A 15,940-nucleotide genomic window follows, 5' to 3' on the forward strand; every position below is an offset into this window, starting at 1 on the left:
CGGCTGCTGTAACAGCCGATACCCTTCTTTTCCAATCAGAAGCCTTTGCCGCCAGTCAGCTCGGAAACCAGCGTTCCGATGATGATGCGGATGTCCATCAATATCGAGAAGTTCTCGACATAGTGGAGATCGCTGGCGATGCGGGCGCGTGCCTTGGCCGGACGGTCCGTCGGACCGCGCAGGCCGCGCATCTGCGCCAGGCCAGTGATGCCCGGACGCATGGCGTGGCGGTGATGATATTCCGGAACCAGCTCTTCATAGAGCATGCCGCCGGCACGCATGCCGATTGCATGGCAACGCGGCCCGACAACCGACATGTCACCCTTCAGCACGTTGAGGAGCTGCGGCAGCTCGTCAATGTTCGAGCGGCGCAGGAAGGCGCCGACGCGGGTGACGCGGGGGTCATTCCTGACCGTCTGTGCAACGCCGCTGACGTCCTGCATGTCTGTGCGCATGGAACGGAACTTGTAGACCTTGATGGCCCGGCAGTTCTTACCCCAGCGCGTCTGCTTGAAGAGGACTGGACCGGGGCTGTCCATCTTGATCAAGGCTGCGACGACGAGAAGCAGTGGAGCAAGCACGATGAGTGCGCTGATCGAGGCAAAAATATCGAAGGCACGCTTCATCAAGAACTGCACGGAGGCAGGTGGCGGAACGATGCTGTCGAGTGCGGTAACTGGGAACCTCGCGTTGACCTGACGAACAGGCGTAACGCGAAAGCTCTCTTCAGAAATACTCTTGTTAAGGTCCATGACGCTCAAGGATCTACCCTTTGTATTTTGAAGCTCTCGGCGGTGTGATTAGATGGCTTGGTTAGCGCCACATTAAGGCGCCAGAATGTTAGGCGACGTTTAACCCTACTACATCCTAAATTTGCGACATTTGTTTAACCGAGTCCAGAGAAATTTCGCATCGCAGCAAACTTCGCAGTTGCGTTAAGTTTATGCAAAATCAGGAGTTTTATTTTTCAACCGGGGTTTTTATTAGGAATCTTAGGTGTTTGACCGGATTCGGGACGGCAGACGACGGTTGTAATGGTTGAGGCCTACACCGTGCCAAAACGCTCCATTGCCCGCAGGGCTTGAGAGATCACGGTCCCGGCGGGATCGAATTTATCGTCTAATGTGCGGGGTAGGAGTGGAGGGAGTTAGTGGAAACGCTACTCCATAATTGGGAATATAATTATATAATTACGTATGCCTTTGTCGAAATGTTACCGAAGTCACACGAGGACGACCGTTTCAATTGTGGCGAGAACGTGGCGAGAAAAACATGCCGCCGGGAAAGGGAAAGATGCACCCTTCGAATCAAAGAGGAGACCGGCGATGGAAATTGCCAGTTGATTTTCCTGGTCGGAGACAGTGAAGCACCGGTTGGCGGCAACCGCTAAAATATCACTGCAACAAATTGAAAGACACCGATGTTCGGTATCGCTACGCCTGCTCGAGCGCAGGCTTCGTACCGCCCCAGGAGACGAAATGGGGATTTGCGAAGTCGAAATCGGCAGCTGCACCGGTTTTACCGTAGAGGAGCGGCTGGCCGTCCATGGTGACAGTGGATCCGCCGGCTGCGCGCAATACCGCATCGCCGGCCGCGGTATCCCACTCCATGGTACGGGTGAAGCGCGGGTAGACGTCAGCCTTGCCTTCTGCCAGCAGACAGAATTTCAGGGACGAGCCGATATTGGTGCATTTGGAGATCGCATGCCTGGCGAGGAAGAGGCCGGTCTCGGGACTATCATGCCGAAAACTTGCGAGCGCCATACTTTCTGCCGGCTGTTTGCGCACTTTGATCGGCATTTTCTCCGTTATCGCAAAGTTCTCGTCAATCAGCAGTTTCTCCGCGCTTCCGCGCTCGCCGGAAAAAGCGATGCCGAGCGCTGGGGCATAGACGATACCGGCGACGGGGATGCCATTTTCCACATAGGCAATATTGACGGTGAACTCCTGGCGCTTATCGAGGAATTCGCGGGTGCCATCCAAGGGATCGACCAGAAAGAAGGACTTTCCGGCGATATCAGGCACTCTGCCGGCGGCTACCGATTCTTCGGCGATGACGGGGATCTCGGGGAAATCGTGCTTCAGATGCACCAGTATGATGCGCTCGGCCTCCTGGTCAGCGATCGTCACCGGGCTTTCATCAGCTTTCATTTCCACCGGGCAGCCATCGCAGAAGACTTCTATGATGGCTTTGCCGGCTTCGAGTGCCGCCCGTTCAAATGTCTTCAGCATATTCCTGCCGTTCGTCTGCAAATTCGTCTTGGGACCACCGCGCCATATATAGTGTATAGGAGGAGCTGCTGCACCCCTTTGCTGGAATCCCCGTAACACTAGCACAGGCTTGCAGGGTTTGCACAAAACGCGTCAGAAGCAATTGCCCGTGAAATGCCATTTGCAATTGACAGCATCTTCGAGTTTGAAATTTCGTCGATTTCCTTACTTGTGGAACAGTTTACGCATAAGGCGAGCGTTTCTGGCTTCGTTCGGTGCTAAAATTGATTGACGAAGCCCGCTCTGGCTAAAAAATTGCCAGTCGGTGCCGCTTTTGTGTGGATTTTGGTTTGAATTGCGCCATTTAGGCCTGTTTGCCCAAGATTCTGGCGCGGTAAATCCTTTTTGTCTTCACATTTCCAACGAAACCGCTATGCAATGCGACTAGTGGCTCGTGTGAAAGCACGCGCGATAAAACTAATAAGAGATGCAACTTAAATTTGGTTCGCATCCAGGGGAAATGACATATGGAGTATTTTGTCCAGCAGCTCTTCAACGGGCTGACTCTCGGATCCATCTATGGCCTTGTGGCTATTGGCTATACGATGGTTTACGGCATTATCGGCATGATCAACTTCGCCCATGGCGACATTTTCATGCTCGGTGGTTTCGCTGCTCTTATCGTCTTTCTCGTTCTCACATCCATCTTTGCAGGTCTTCCGGTAGCCGTGCTGCTGCTGGCGATGCTTGTGATCGCGATGCTGATGACGAGTTTGTGGAATTGGACGATCGAGCGTGTCGCCTACCGCCCGCTGCGCGGCTCATTTCGCCTGGCGCCGCTAATTACAGCGATCGGCATGTCGATCACGCTGTCGAATTTCATTCAGGTTACGCAAGGCCCGCGCAACAAGCCGATCCCGCCGCTTGTCGGCACGGTTTATAATATCGGCGGTCTCTCGATCTCGCTGAAGCAGATCATCATCATTGTCGTGACGGTCGTCCTGCTTGCCGCCTTCTGGTATATCGTCAACAAGACGGCACTCGGACGTGCTCAGCGCGCGACCGAACAGGACCGCAAGATGGCCGCCCTTCTGGGCGTCAACGTCGACCAGACCATTTCGATCACCTTCATCATGGGTGCGGCACTCGCAGCCGTCGCCGGTACGATGTACCTGATGTATTATGGTGTCGCGTCCTTCACGGACGGCTTCACCCCGGGCGTCAAGGCCTTCACCGCAGCCGTTCTCGGCGGCATCGGCTCGCTGCCGGGCGCCGTTCTCGGCGGGCTGATGATCGGCCTCATCGAATCCCTGTGGTCGGCCTATTTCACCATCGCGTACAAGGATGTCGCTACCTTCGCCATTCTTGCATTCGTGCTGATCTTCAAGCCGACGGGCATTCTCGGCCGGCCGGAAGTCGAGAAGGTATAAGTCATGGCAAACATCGACACTTCCGCTGGCAAGTCCGACGCTGGGCTTGTCCAGAAGGGGCTTAGGGAAGCCTTCTTCTCCGGCCTCATCGCACTTGGCCTGTTCGTTCTCTATGTCGGTCTCGGCACGCAGCAGAACATCAACAACGAGTTGATCGTCGTTCAGCGCTGGGGATTGCTGGCCATTTTCGTGCTGGTCGCCGCCATCGGCCGTTTCATCATGGTCGTTTTCGTCAGGCCGCATCTCGATCAGCGCAAGCTTTCGAAGGCGCGTCACGGCGACCTGGATATTTCAACGGAAAAGGGCTTCTTCCGGACGCATTTCCTGAAGATCGCGCTCGTGTTCCTTCTGGTCTATCCGCTTGCCACTGCCTATTTCCTCGGCCCGCAGGGCGCGTTGAAGTGGGTGGACAATTTCGGCATCCAGATCCTGATCTATGTGATGCTCGCCTGGGGTCTGAACATTGTCGTCGGCCTCGCCGGGCTGCTCGACCTCGGTTACGTCGCCTTCTACGCGGTCGGCGCCTATTCCTATGCGCTGCTTTCGGCCCATTTCGGCCTGTCCTTCTGGGTTCTGTTGCCGCTCGCCGGCATCTTTGCAGCTCTTTGGGGCGTCATCCTCGGCTTTCCGGTGCTGCGCTTGCGCGGCGACTATCTGGCGATCGTCACGCTTGCCTTCGGTGAAATCATCCGCCTGGTCATCATCAACTGGACGGAAGTGACCAAGGGTACTTTCGGTATCTCCGGCATCGCCAAGGCTTCGGTTTTCGGCATCTTGAGCTTCGATGTCGGCAAGGCGAACAATTTCGCCAAGGTTTTCGGCCTGCCGTCATCATCTGCCTACTACAAGATCTTCCTGTTCTACGTCATTCTAGCGCTCTGCATGCTGACGGCATATGTGACGATCCGGCTGCGCCGCATGCCGATCGGCCGTGCGTGGGAGGCGTTGCGCGAGGATGAAATTGCTTGCCGCTCGCTCGGCATCAACACGGTGACGACGAAGCTGACGGCTTTCGCTACCGGCGCGATGTTTGGTGGCTTCGCCGGCTCCTTTTTCGCCGCACGCCAGGGCTTCGTCTCGCCGGAATCCTTCGTGTTCCTGGAATCGGCTGTCATCCTCGCCATCGTCGTTCTCGGCGGCATGGGCTCGCTGACGGGTATTGCGATCGCTGCCGTCGTCATGGTCGGCGGTACGGAAGTGCTGCGCGAAATGGACTTCCTCAAGGTCGTCTTCGGACCGGAGTTCACACCTGAACTCTATCGCATGCTGCTCTTCGGCCTCGCCATGGTCATCGTCATGCTCTTCAAACCGCGCGGTTTCGTCGGCTCGCGTGAGCCGACCGCCTTCCTGAAGGAACGCAAGGCCGTATCCGGAAGCTTTACCAAGGAGGGCCACGGTTGATGAGCCCTGTCGAGAACACAATGTCGAATGACACTTTGCTCAAGGTCGAGCACCTGTCGATGAAGTTTGGCGGCCTGATGGCCATCAACGACTTATCCTTCGAGGCCAAGCGCGGCGAAATCACCGCGCTGATCGGCCCGAACGGTGCGGGCAAGACGACTGTCTTCAACTGCATCACCGGCTTCTACAAGCCGACCATGGGCATGATTACGCTGACGCAGAAGAGCGGCAAGCAGTACCTGCTCGAGCGTCTGCCGGACTTCCGCATCACCAAGGAAGCCAAGGTTGCCCGTACCTTCCAGAACATCCGCTTGTTCTCGGGCCTCACCGTTCTGGAAAACCTGCTGGTCGCCCAGCACAACAAGCTGATGAAGGCTTCGGGCTTCACGGTGCTCGGTCTGCTCGGCATCGGTCCCTATAAGAAGGAAGCGGCTGCCGCCATCGAGCTTGCGCGCTTTTGGTTGGAGAAGGCCGATCTTATCGACCGCGCCGACGACCCGGCCGGCGACCTGCCTTACGGCGCCCAGCGTCGTCTGGAAATCGCCCGCGCCATGTGCACCGGTCCGGAACTGTTGTGCCTGGACGAGCCGGCTGCTGGTCTCAATCCGCGTGAATCGGCAGCGCTCAATGCCTTGCTGAAAGGCATTCGCACGGAAACCGGGACCTCTATCCTGCTTATCGAGCACGACATGTCTGTGGTCATGGAAATTTCCGATCACGTCATCGTTCTGGAATACGGCCAGAAGATTTCCGACGGCAATCCTGACCACGTGAAGCACGACCCGAGGGTTATTGCGGCCTATCTCGGTGTCGAGGATGAAGAAGTCGAAGAGGTCATTGCGATCGTAGAAGGGGGCGCAATCTGATGGCGGCCGGTGAACAGCTTCTCAAGGTTCAGGGCGTCGAGACCTATTACGGCAATATCCGCGCGCTCGCCGGCATCGATGTCGAGGTGAAGAAGGGCGAGATCGTCAGCCTGATTGGCGCCAACGGCGCCGGCAAGTCGACGCTGATGATGACGATCTGCGGCAGCCCGCAGGCCCGTACCGGCTCGATCATCTTCGACGGCCAGGACATCACCAGGCTGCCGACGCACGAGATCGCACGGCTGCGTATCGCGCAGTCGCCCGAGGGACGGCGCATCTTCCCACGCATGACCGTTCTGGAAAATCTCCAGATGGGCGCGGGTCTCGACAACCTCAAATATTTCAATGAGGACGTCGAGAAGATATTTACGATGTTCCCGCGCTTGAAGGAGCGCCAGTCGCAGCGTGGCGGCACGCTTTCGGGCGGCGAACAGCAGATGCTTTCGATCGGCCGCGCGCTGATGGCGCGCCCGAAACTCCTGCTGCTCGACGAACCCTCGCTCGGCCTCGCGCCGCTGATCGTCAAGGGCATCTTCGAAGCCATCAAGGTGCTGAACGAGAAGGAGGGGCTGACTGTCTTCCTCGTGGAGCAGAACGCATTCGCAGCGCTCAAGCTGTCGCACCGTGCCTATGTGCTCGTGAACGGCAAGGTGACGATGAGCGGCAGCGGCAAGGAACTGCTTGCCAATCCTGAGGTCCGTGCTGCCTATCTCGAAGGCGGGCGGCATTGATCGCGGCAGAAGGGAGAGTTTGATTATGCAGGGACTTTTCTTCGAAAGCGACAATGGCGTAAAGCTCGTCATCCGCGCGCTCGTTGTGCTAATCGGTTTCTGGACGGCGTGGCGCGCCGGCAGGGCGGTTGCGGACGGCTGGAACAACTATCCGCTGGTCGTCGTCTATACCTTCCTGCTCGCATGGGCGATGCAGTTCCTGCATCATGCGCTGTTTAACGGCCCAATGCTCAGCGCCCTCTTCTATATTATCGATTTCGTAACTCTGCTGATCTTCTCGACAGCCGGGTTCCGCTATCGCCGCACCAACCAAATGGTGAACAACTATTACTGGCTGTACGAAAAAACTTCCGCGTTTTCGTGGAAGGAGAAACATTGACAGCCCGTTGAAACTAGGCATGAATTGCCTTCAGAGTGGAACAGCTTTCCCGGCGTAGTCAATGGTGGGTAGTGCGCTGGGTCTTCAAACGAAACCCGCCCAAAAATTGGGAGTAACAATATGAAGAAGTCTCTCTTGTCAGCGGTGGCACTGACGGCGATCGTCGCTTTCGGCGGCATCGCACGAGCTGACATCCTGATCGGCGTTGGCGGCCCGCTCACAGGCCCGAACGCTGCGTTCGGCGCACAGCTGCAGAAGGGTGCCGAGCAGGCAGCCGCCGACATCAATGCTGCTGGCGGCATCAACGGCGAGCAGATCAAGATCGAGCTCGGCGACGACGTTTCCGACCCGAAGCAGGGCATTTCCGTTGCCAACAAGTTCGTTGCTGACGGCGTGAAGTTCGTTATCGGCCACTTCAACTCGGGCGTTTCCATCCCGGCTTCTGAAGTTTACGCCGAAAACGGCATTCTCGAAATTACCCCGGCTGCTACCAACCCTGTTTTCACCGAGCGTGGCCTGTGGAACACCTTCCGCACCTGCGGCCGTGACGACCAGCAGGGCGCCATTGCCGGCAAGTATCTGGCCGACCACTTCAAGGACGCCAAGATCGCCGTCATTCACGACAAGACTCCTTATGGCCAGGGTCTCGCCGACGAAACCAAGAAGGCTCTGAATGCCGCTGGCGTCACCGAAGTCATGTACGAAGGCGTGAACGTCGGCGACAAGGACTTCTCGGCCCTCATCGCAAAGATGAAGGAAGCCGGCGTTTCGATCATCTACTGGGGCGGTCTGCACACCGAAGCCGGTCTCATCATCCGCCAGTCGGCCGACCAGGGCCTGAAAGCAGCGCTCGTTTCGGGTGACGGTATCGTCTCGAACGAACTTGCTTCCATCGCTGGTGACGCCGTTGCCGGTACGCTGAACACCTTCGGCCCGGATCCGACGGTCAACCCGGCCAACAAGGACCTCGTTGCGAAGTTCAAGGCTGCCGGCTTCAACCCGGAAGCTTACACCCTCTACTCCTACGCTGCGCTGCAGACGATCGCTGCTGCTGCCAAGGCTGCCGGTTCTACGGACGCCGAAGCTGTTGCCGCAGCCATGAAGGAAAAGGGTCCGTTCCCGACCGTTCTCGGCGATATCTCCTTTGACGGAAAGGGCGACCCGAAGCTTCCAGGCTACGTCATGTACGAATGGAAGAAGGGCGAAGACGGCAAGTACAGCTACTTCCAGAAGGCTGAGAAGTAAGCCTCTGGCAGTGATGCCTTTCATGGAAGCCCGGTCACCGACCGGGCTTCTTTCGTTTCGCCTGCGCAGTTCAAGATCGCAGTCTTTACGGGTCCGAAAGCCATTCCATTCCCAGCCTTCATGGCCTAAGCCAGAGGCAAAGGATGGAGGATCCAGATTCATGCCAAAACCCCGCATTCTCGTCACCCGGCGCTGGCCTGCTGCGGTAGAGGCCGTGCTCGCCGAGCGCTTCGATCTGACGCTCAACAGAGATGATGTACCGCTTGCTGAAAGCGAACTGCGTCAGGTGCTGGCAGACTATGATGCGGTGCTGCCGACCGTTTCCGACAAGCTGCCGGCTGCGGTCTTTTCCGGGGATGTCCGCGCGAAAATCCTCGGCAATTTCGGGGTCGGCTTCAATCACATAGATATCGCCACCGCCAAGGCGAAGGGCATCGTGGTGACGAACACGCCGGGCGTCCTGACCGATTGCACGGCTGATATTGCCATGCTGCTTCTGCTGTCGGTCGCGCGCCGCGGTGGGGAGGGCGAGCGGCAGGTGCGCGCCGGCGAATGGAAGGGCTGGTGCCCGACGCATATGGTTGGCACGAAGGTGACTGGCAAGACTGTCGGCATTATCGGCTTCGGACGCATCGGCAAGGCTTTCGCACAGCGCTGCCATTTCGGTTTCGGCATGGATATCGTGTTCTACAACCGCTCACAGGTCGATCCCGCCGAAGCGGCACGCTACGGATCACGTCAGCTTGCTTCGGTGGAGGAGGTGCTCGCGGCTTCCGACTTTGTTTCCCTGCATTGCCCCGGCGGCGCAGAAAACCGGCATTTGATGAATGCTGCGCGGCTTGCGGCAATGAAGCCAGGTGCCTTCCTCATCAATACGGCGCGCGGCGACGTCGTCGATGAGACGGCGTTGATCGCGGCGCTCACAGACGGCACGATCCGTGGCGCGGGGCTCGACGTCTACGAGGCGGAGCCGCATGTGCCCGAAGCGTTGCGGCGGATGGAGAATGTCGTTTTGCTGCCGCATCTCGGCAGCGCGACGGAGGAAACGCGCACGGCCATGGGGATGAAGGTCGTGGAGAATGTGACTGATTTCTTCGACGGTCGAGAGGTGCCTGATCAGGTGGCCTAAGGCCTCCCAATATCATCACATCTCATGCAGCACATGCGCCGCCTTCACGGCGGCGGATGCCCTGTTCTCGACGCCGAGCTTCACATAGATCTGTTCTAGGTGCTTGTTCACCGTGCGCGCAGAGAGGCCGAGAATTTCGCCGATGTCGCGGTTGGCCTTGCCTTTGGCGATCCACATCAGCACCTCGGATTCGCGCTGTGTCAGCGCAAAGTGCTGGCGCAGGACCGCGTCGTCGTTGCGCTGGTTGGCGGCCGTCAGGCGGAAGAGATATTCGTCAGGACCGATGACGCCAAGGAAGGCGAGTTGCAGGGCAGCCTGCCCGGCATGAGCGATGGAGATGAGGGCATCGCGGGCGGCTGCGGCGCGTTTATTCATCCAGTTGCTGATCGTGCGGGAGACGACCTCCATGCCGTCGTCGCTGCCCATCGCGGCGTTGACGAGGCGGGTTGCCTGTGGCGTCGACCAGTGGATCGCGCCATTGCCTTTGACCGCCAGCAGGTGGCGGCCGGCGGCATCGAGTGCCACGCGCGCGCTCTGTGCCGACCGGGCATTACGCAGGTGAACGCGGATGCGGGCGCGCAACTCGTCGATATTGATCGGCTTCGACAGGTAATCGACGCCGCCTGATTCCAGCGCATGCACGACATGCTCGGTTTCGGTGAGCCCGGTCATGAAGATGACGGGCACCTGGGCGACGGCGGCATTGGCTTTCAGCCTGCGGCAGGTCTCAAAACCGTCCATCGAGGGCATGACCGCATCGAGCAGGATGAGGTCGGGCGTGATGCGCTCAACGATATTGAGCGCGGCCGAGCCGGAAGTGGCGATCAGCACAGAAAAGCCCGACTGCTCCAGTGCATCGGTCAGGAAGCCGAGGGCTTCGGGCGAATCATCGACCAGCAGAACGATGTCGCGGGGAAGCTCAGCCAACGGTTTCACCTTTTTCTTCGAATTTATGCAGGAAATCAATGAAGCCGGCGAGATCGAAGGCGGCGACATAGGAGCGGAGTTCTTCCGTGAATGGCTGATTTGCCTCCACCTTGGCAAGGTCGGCGAGCTTGGCTTCTATGCCTCTGATGTAGCCGATCTCGCCGAGACGCAGCAGCTCCTGCACATGCGCTGTTCCAGGGCTCTTGAGCGGTATGGCGGCAATCACCGGCGCGGGTGTCTGATCGTCGGCATAGAGCCACTTCAGCGCGAGATGCAGGGCCAGCTTGTCGCGCAGCTGCTTGATATCAACAGGCTTGCCGATCGCGTCACTGTGGCTGTCGTCGCTGTCGCTGTGAGCGGCGGCATCGCCGATATTGGCTGACAGCATCAGGATCGGCGCTGTGCGTCCCGTCTCGCGCAGCCGGGAGACGAGCTGCCAGCCGTTCATGCCGGGCATGGAGATATCGACAAGGAAGAGGTCCGGCTCGATGCCTTCGACAAGCGTCAGGCAGTCGGGACCGCTTGCTGCGGTCAGCACGATGAAATCGAGGGGAACCAGGATTTCCCGCATCATCTCGCGATGATCCTCATTGTCGTCGACAACGACAATGGTGCGGCGCGGGCCGTCATAGCTGACGATCTTTTTCTCCTGCGGCGGGGCTGCAGGGCGCATCACGGCCGACAGCATGAGACGGACGCGGAAGGTGGAGCCCTTGTCTTTTTCACTCGTGACGGAGATTTCGCCGCCGAGCGTGTTGGTCAGAAGGCGTGTGATGGTGAGGCCGAGGCCGAGACCGGGCATGGGGCGCACGCTTTCCGCTTCACCGCGCTGGAAGGGCTCATAGATACGCGTCAGATCCTTCTCGGTGATGCCGCGGCCTGTGTCGGAGACGGTGAAGGTCGCGACCTGGCTGCGATAGCCGACATCGAAGGTGACGCTGCCTTCGTCGGTGAACTTGATGGCGTTGGAGAGCAGGTTGACGAGAATCTGGCGCAGCCGCTTCTCATCGGTGCGCACGAATTGCGGCAGGGACGGAGCACGCTCGTGGATAAAGGAGAGCCCCTTTGCCTGTGCCTGCGGCCTGAACATATCGACGATCTGGTCGAGAAAGTCCTGGATGTTGATCTCGTTCGAATAGACCTGCAGGCGGCCGGCCTCGATTTTCGAGATATCCAGAAGGCCATCGATCAGACCGGAGAGATGTTCGGCGCTGCGGCGGATCACCTTGATCGAGGACTGGCGCGGCGGGGGGATCGTCTCGTCGCGTTCGAGGATCTGGGCATAGCCGAGAACGGCATTGAGTGGTGTGCGCAATTCGTGGCTCAAGCCCACGACATAGCGGCTCTTGGCGCGGTTGGCGGCTTCGGCGGTTTCCTTGGCACTCTGCAGGGCTGCGTCGGTTTTTTTATGGGCGGCGATTTCTTTCAGGAGCAGCGTGTTCTGGCGGGACGATTCTTCCTCGGCGACGACGCGGCTGTCATGGGCAAGCACATAGAACCAGCAGGCGACGCCGGCGATGACCGAGAAGACGAAGAAGACGATCAGGATGGTGCGGTTGACGACTTCGGCCGTTTCCGGCGAGGCCGAGCTGACCTGGTGGGCGATCATGGCAAGGATTGCACCGACGGCCGCCAGCGCCAGCGCCACGGCAATACCGTAGCGGCCGAGGCGGGTGGTCAGCTTCTGGACGATGGTTTCCGGCAGCAGGGTCTTTGCGACGGCGCCGACCTGCGCATTGAAGCGGGCATTCGGCTTGCACATGTCGTGGCAGCGGCTGTCGAGCGAGCAGCAGAGCGAGCAGATCGGTGCGGCATAGGCCGGACACCAGGCCATATCTTCAGGCTCGAAGGGATGTTCGCAGACCGAGCAGGTGATGGTGGTCAGGTTTTTCCAGGCATGGCGCGGCTTGCGGGCGAGATAATACTTGCCCTTCGTTGCCCAGGCGAGGGCCGGTGAGGCGATCAGCGCGATCACGAGCGTGATATAGGGCGCAAGCGAAGCTGCGATCGAGCCGAAGACGCCGAAATGGGCAACCAGTGCGATGCCAGCCGACAGCGTCATTGCGCCGAGACCGACCGGGTTGATGTCGTAGAGATGGGCGCGCTTGAATTCGATGCCGGGAGGGGCAAGGCCGAGCGGCTTGTTGATGAAGAGATCGGCCGAGATCGTACAGAGCCAGGCCATGGCGATGATCGAGAATATGCCGAGCGTTTCCTCAAGCAGCCGATAGATGCCGAGTTCCATCAACAGCAGCGCAATCGCCACGTTGAAGACTAGCCAGATGACGCGGCCGGGATGGCTGTGCGTCAGGCGCGAGAAGAAATTCGACCAGGCAAGCGAGCCGGCATAGGCATTCATCACGTTGATCTTCAGCTGCGAGACGACCACGAAGGCGGCCATCAGCAGCAGGGCGGCATTATGCCAGGGTATCATGTAGCCGAAGGCGGTCAGATACATCTGCGCCGGGTCGGCGGCGCGGTCGAGGGGCACACCGGAGGTGAAGGTCAGCACGACGAGAAATGAACCGGCGAGCAGCTTCGGCGCGCCGATGATGACCCAGCCGGGACCGGCGAGGAAGATGGCGAGGCGATGGCGCCATTTGCGCTGCGGGTCCGGCGGCAGAAAGCGCAGGAAGTCTGCCTGTTCGCCGATCTGCGACATCAGCGCGAGGATGACGGCGGAGGCTGCGCCGAATTCGACGAGATTGAAATCTGCGACCGTGCCCGGCGGACCTGAGACGTGGCGGATACCGGCGAAGGCGCGCCAGACATCGAATTGGCCCCAGTCCATGATGGCAATGAAGATGAAGGGCAGAATGTTCAGGATGATCCAGAAAGGCTGGGTCATCAGCTGGAACTTGCTGATCAGCCTCACGCCATGGGTGACGAGCGGGATCACCATGACGGCGCTGATGATGTAGCCGATCCAGAGTGGAATGCCGAGCGTCAACTCCAGCGCACCCGACATGATCGAGGCCTCGATCGCAAAGAGCATGAAGGTGAAGCTGGCGTAGATCAGCGAGGTGATGGTCGAGCCGATATAGCCGAAGCTTGCACCGCGCGTCAGCAGGTCGATATCGACGCCGTGGCGAATGGCGTATCGGCTGATCGGCAGGCCGATCGCCAGCATAGCGACCGAGGCAACGATGATGGCATAGAAGGCATTGGTGGTGCCGTAGGACAGTGTGATGGCGCCGCCGATCGCCTCCAGCGCCAGGAAAGAGATCGCGCCGATCGCCGTCTGCGAGATGCGCTGGGAGGAGAAGCGGCGGGCGCTCTTTGCGGTGAAGCGCAGCGCGTAATCTTCGAGCGTCTGGTTGGCTACCCAGCGATTATATTCGCGTCTCACCGGAATGATGCGTTGGCGCGCTGTCATGCCCTCTTTCCGGCGTTCCGGTCAGCTTATCGTCTCCAAGCCACTTTTGGCGGGATGGGCGGGAAAGGCAAGGGGCGGAACGCCGGCAGATTCACAGAACGGCAATATTTTTGAAACCGGTCTGTCACATAAGGGCTCTAACTCTCCCGCCGTCCGTCCAATCATTTCGGGTATCACCATGTCTGTTCCAAGCCTCTGCCGCCTGAGCACCGCGCTCGTCTGCCTTCTTTCGATCGTGCCATCGCTTGCCGCTGCCGAGCAGGCCACGGCGGTAAAAGCGCCTTATGTGGAGGCCGGAAACACCAACAAGCGTGGCGACGCCTGCTTCTCGACGGTGGACACCAACGCCGCCGTCCATCTTCTCTCCGGCTTCCTCGAAATCTGGAGGCCGCGCACGCCATACGTCGATGCCGGCGTAGAGGCCCCGGCCAAGGACAATTGCCCTGCGGTTGCCAAGACGGATTGGGACGGCATTCCCTTAAGCAAGACCGATGGCCAGGTCGTCAACAAGCTCGTCCATGATGCGAACATCGCCTATGTCGTCAAGGCGACGCGAGCACGGACGTCCGATCAGGCAGTTGCCGCTTATCTCGACGATCGGCGGGGCAAGAATGCCAGCATCGTCGATGGCCTTGGTCCGCTGACCGATGCCTGGAAGGCGGGTTCCAAACAGACCACCACGATCACCGAAGTCGCGGCCGATGCGACGACGGTCAAATATGACGACAAGGGCAACAATCGCGGCGCCGGCAGCAAGCCGGACACGGAAAACAAGACCGATGCCAATCCGGACATGGGCCTTGCCATCGACTTCATCAATGCCGCGAGCGGTGACGGCTCGACGGAGCCCGCCAAGCGCTATTTCAAATATGCTCGCCCCTACCGCTGGAGCCAGGACGTATCGGTCGTCCCGACGCTGGAGCCTGCCAAGAGCGGCAAGCCGGTCGAGGACGGCGGCTTCCCGAGCGGGCATACGGCTGAAGCTTGGCGTGATGCACTCGCCATGGCTTATCTCGTGCCGCAGCGCTTTCAGGAAATGATCACGCGCGCCAGCGAACTCGGCGAAGACCGCATCCTTGCCGGCATGCATTCTCCGCTCGACGTGATGGGTGGCCGCATGCTCGGGACGGCAACGGTCGTGTACAATCTGAACAAGGCCGACAATTCAGCGTTGAAGAGCGATGCTTACGCCCAAGCGCAGTCATGGCTCATTGCCAAATCAGGCGTTGCGGATGCGGGTGCGCTCGAAGTCGTGGCCCATGCAGCGCCGCTCGCCGCAGACCGTTTCGACGATCATGACGCCAACCGCGCTTACGTGCTGCAGCGCCTAAGCTATGGCCTGCCCACGATCCATGGGACCGACCAGCCGGCCCGCGTGCCGCAAGGCGCCGAAGCGCTTCTCGAAACGCGTCTGCCCTATCTCGACGGCGAGCAGCGCCGCGACGTGCTTGGCACGACGGAGATCGCCTCGGGCTATCCGCTGCTCGACGATGCTGAAGGCTACGGCCGCCTCAACCTGTTTGCCGCCGCAGACGGCTATGGCGCCTTCGATCAGGACGTGATCGTGACGATGGATGCCGCAAAGGGCGGCTTCAATGCGATCGATACCTGGCGCAACGATATCGGCGGCAAGGGCAAACTGGCGAAGCGCGGCAGCGGCATTCTCGGCCTTTCCGGCGCCAACAGCTATGCGGGCGGCACGGTGCTGGAAGAGGGCGTACTGGTGGCAGGCTCGCCCTCAGCCTTCGGTACCGGCGGACTGTCCGTGAACGGCGGTTCTCTCGTCCTGGCGGCTGATAGACCCCTGACCGTTGGCGGTGATTACCAGCAGCTCGCCAATACCGCGGCGAAGCCGATGCTCGGCGCTAACGGCGCGGGCACACTGGTCATCGCGGGCAAGGCGGCGCTCTCCGGCGACCTCGACGTCACACTTGCCCCGGGCTACGCCCCGGTGCCCGGAACGCAGATCGAGATCCTGAAGGCGGGAGCCATCACTGGCATCTTCGACAAGTTCACCATCTCCGGCCACAAGGCGACCCTTTCCTACGGCCCGACATCCGTCACCTTGACGATCGGCGGATAATATCGAACTGACGGGGCATCCTCTCCGTGGGATGCCCTGTCTTGTCTTTGCCTGCCCGTTTGCCCCTGCGCCTACGTCATTTTGCGTATGTGTTTTTGCGTTGCAGCACCCGATAGTCCCCTCGGCAACAGATAATTTCCGTTTCCGGCCTGTTGCGGAACAA

12 protein-coding genes are annotated in these 15,940 nt (G+C 59.5%); 8 read left to right on the top strand and 4 right to left on the bottom strand.

Going from position 1 to position 15,940, the window contains the following annotated elements; genetic code table 11:
• Nucleotides 1–35: 35 nt before the first annotated feature.
• Entirely contained in the window at nucleotides 36–761 is a 726-nt protein-coding gene (locus PMI11_RS09435; RefSeq protein WP_037071045.1) for a sugar transferase, read from the bottom strand.
• 672 nt (nucleotides 762–1,433) lie between these two features.
• Nucleotides 1,434–2,231, bottom strand: a complete 798-nt coding sequence (cysQ, locus tag PMI11_RS09440; RefSeq protein ID WP_007816021.1) for a 3'(2'),5'-bisphosphate nucleotidase CysQ — start codon at nucleotides 2,229–2,231, stop codon at nucleotides 1,434–1,436.
• Nucleotides 2,232–2,737: 506 nt separating this feature from the next.
• On the opposite strand from cysQ, the gene PMI11_RS09445 reads away from it, so the two are divergent.
• The 7 genes from PMI11_RS09445 (at nucleotide 2,738) to PMI11_RS09475 (ending at nucleotide 9,391) form a co-directional block, all read left to right on the top strand.
• Nucleotides 2,738–3,640, top strand: a complete 903-nt coding sequence (locus PMI11_RS09445) for a branched-chain amino acid ABC transporter permease (protein ID WP_007816023.1) — start codon at nucleotides 2,738–2,740, stop codon at nucleotides 3,638–3,640.
• Between the two features lie 3 nt (nucleotides 3,641–3,643).
• Complete coding sequence (gene livM / locus PMI11_RS09450) at nucleotides 3,644–5,041, top strand: high-affinity branched-chain amino acid ABC transporter permease LivM (protein ID WP_007816025.1); 1,398 nt, start codon at nucleotides 3,644–3,646, stop codon at nucleotides 5,039–5,041.
• A complete protein-coding gene (locus PMI11_RS09455) occupies nucleotides 5,041–5,907 on the top strand; it encodes an ABC transporter ATP-binding protein (RefSeq protein ID WP_007816026.1) in 867 nt (288 codons plus the stop codon). Before livM ends, PMI11_RS09455 begins: the two co-directional genes overlap by 1 nt.
• The gene (locus PMI11_RS09460) at nucleotides 5,907–6,638 is read left to right on the top strand and encodes an ABC transporter ATP-binding protein (protein ID WP_007816029.1); all 732 of its coding nucleotides are present in this window, start codon (nucleotides 5,907–5,909) and stop codon (nucleotides 6,636–6,638) included. Before PMI11_RS09455 ends, PMI11_RS09460 begins: the two co-directional genes overlap by 1 nt.
• A 25-nt stretch (nucleotides 6,639–6,663) precedes the next feature.
• Nucleotides 6,664–7,017 (top strand): DUF6867 family protein, encoded by a 354-nt coding sequence (locus PMI11_RS09465; RefSeq protein ID WP_007816031.1) that lies wholly within the window; start codon nucleotides 6,664–6,666, stop codon nucleotides 7,015–7,017.
• Between the two features lie 120 nt (nucleotides 7,018–7,137).
• Nucleotides 7,138–8,262: a branched-chain amino acid ABC transporter substrate-binding protein gene (locus PMI11_RS09470; protein WP_007816032.1), complete on the top strand. Its 1,125-nt coding sequence runs from the start codon at nucleotides 7,138–7,140 to the stop codon at nucleotides 8,260–8,262.
• Between the two features lie 160 nt (nucleotides 8,263–8,422).
• Entirely contained in the window at nucleotides 8,423–9,391 is a 969-nt protein-coding gene (locus tag PMI11_RS09475) for a 2-hydroxyacid dehydrogenase (RefSeq protein ID WP_007816033.1), read from the top strand.
• Nucleotides 9,392–9,406: 15 nt separating this feature from the next.
• Here the strand turns inward: PMI11_RS09475 and PMI11_RS09480 are convergent, their stop codons facing one another.
• A complete protein-coding gene (locus PMI11_RS09480) occupies nucleotides 9,407–10,318 on the bottom strand; it encodes a response regulator transcription factor (RefSeq protein WP_007816034.1) in 912 nt (303 codons plus the stop codon).
• Nucleotides 10,311–13,694 (bottom strand): hybrid sensor histidine kinase/response regulator, encoded by a 3,384-nt coding sequence (locus tag PMI11_RS09485; protein ID WP_007816035.1) that lies wholly within the window; start codon nucleotides 13,692–13,694, stop codon nucleotides 10,311–10,313. The genes PMI11_RS09480 and PMI11_RS09485 overlap by 8 nt, the downstream gene beginning before the upstream one ends.
• 178 nt (nucleotides 13,695–13,872) lie before the next feature.
• Here PMI11_RS09485 and PMI11_RS09490 point away from each other — a divergent pair, with 178 nt between their 5' ends.
• Nucleotides 13,873–15,777: an acid phosphatase gene (locus PMI11_RS09490; protein WP_007816036.1), complete on the top strand. Its 1,905-nt coding sequence runs from the start codon at nucleotides 13,873–13,875 to the stop codon at nucleotides 15,775–15,777.
• Nucleotides 15,778–15,940 lie beyond the last annotated feature (163 nt).

Source organism: Rhizobium sp. CF142, assembly GCF_000281145.1.
Taxonomy (GTDB): domain Bacteria; phylum Pseudomonadota; class Alphaproteobacteria; order Rhizobiales; family Rhizobiaceae; genus Rhizobium.

Bases quoted from the DNA above. Each gene is read 5' to 3' on its own strand.
- PMI11_RS09460 (WP_007816029.1), top strand. From the start codon at position 5,907: ATGGCGGCCGGTGAACAGCTTCTCAAGGTTCAGGGCGTCGAGACCTAT.
- PMI11_RS09485 (WP_007816035.1), bottom strand. From the start codon at position 13,694: ATGACAGCGCGCCAACGCATCATTCCGGTGAGACGCGAATATAATCGC.
- PMI11_RS09445 (WP_007816023.1), top strand. From the start codon at position 2,738: ATGGAGTATTTTGTCCAGCAGCTCTTCAACGGGCTGACTCTCGGATCC.
- PMI11_RS09475 (WP_007816033.1), top strand. From the start codon at position 8,423: ATGCCAAAACCCCGCATTCTCGTCACCCGGCGCTGGCCTGCTGCGGTA.
- PMI11_RS09470 (WP_007816032.1), top strand. From the start codon at position 7,138: ATGAAGAAGTCTCTCTTGTCAGCGGTGGCACTGACGGCGATCGTCGCT.
- cysQ (WP_007816021.1), bottom strand. From the start codon at position 2,231: ATGCTGAAGACATTTGAACGGGCGGCACTCGAAGCCGGCAAAGCCATC.
- PMI11_RS09490 (WP_007816036.1), top strand. From the start codon at position 13,873: ATGTCTGTTCCAAGCCTCTGCCGCCTGAGCACCGCGCTCGTCTGCCTT.
- livM (WP_007816025.1), top strand. From the start codon at position 3,644: ATGGCAAACATCGACACTTCCGCTGGCAAGTCCGACGCTGGGCTTGTC.
- PMI11_RS09465 (WP_007816031.1), top strand. From the start codon at position 6,664: ATGCAGGGACTTTTCTTCGAAAGCGACAATGGCGTAAAGCTCGTCATC.
- PMI11_RS09455 (WP_007816026.1), top strand. From the start codon at position 5,041: ATGAGCCCTGTCGAGAACACAATGTCGAATGACACTTTGCTCAAGGTC.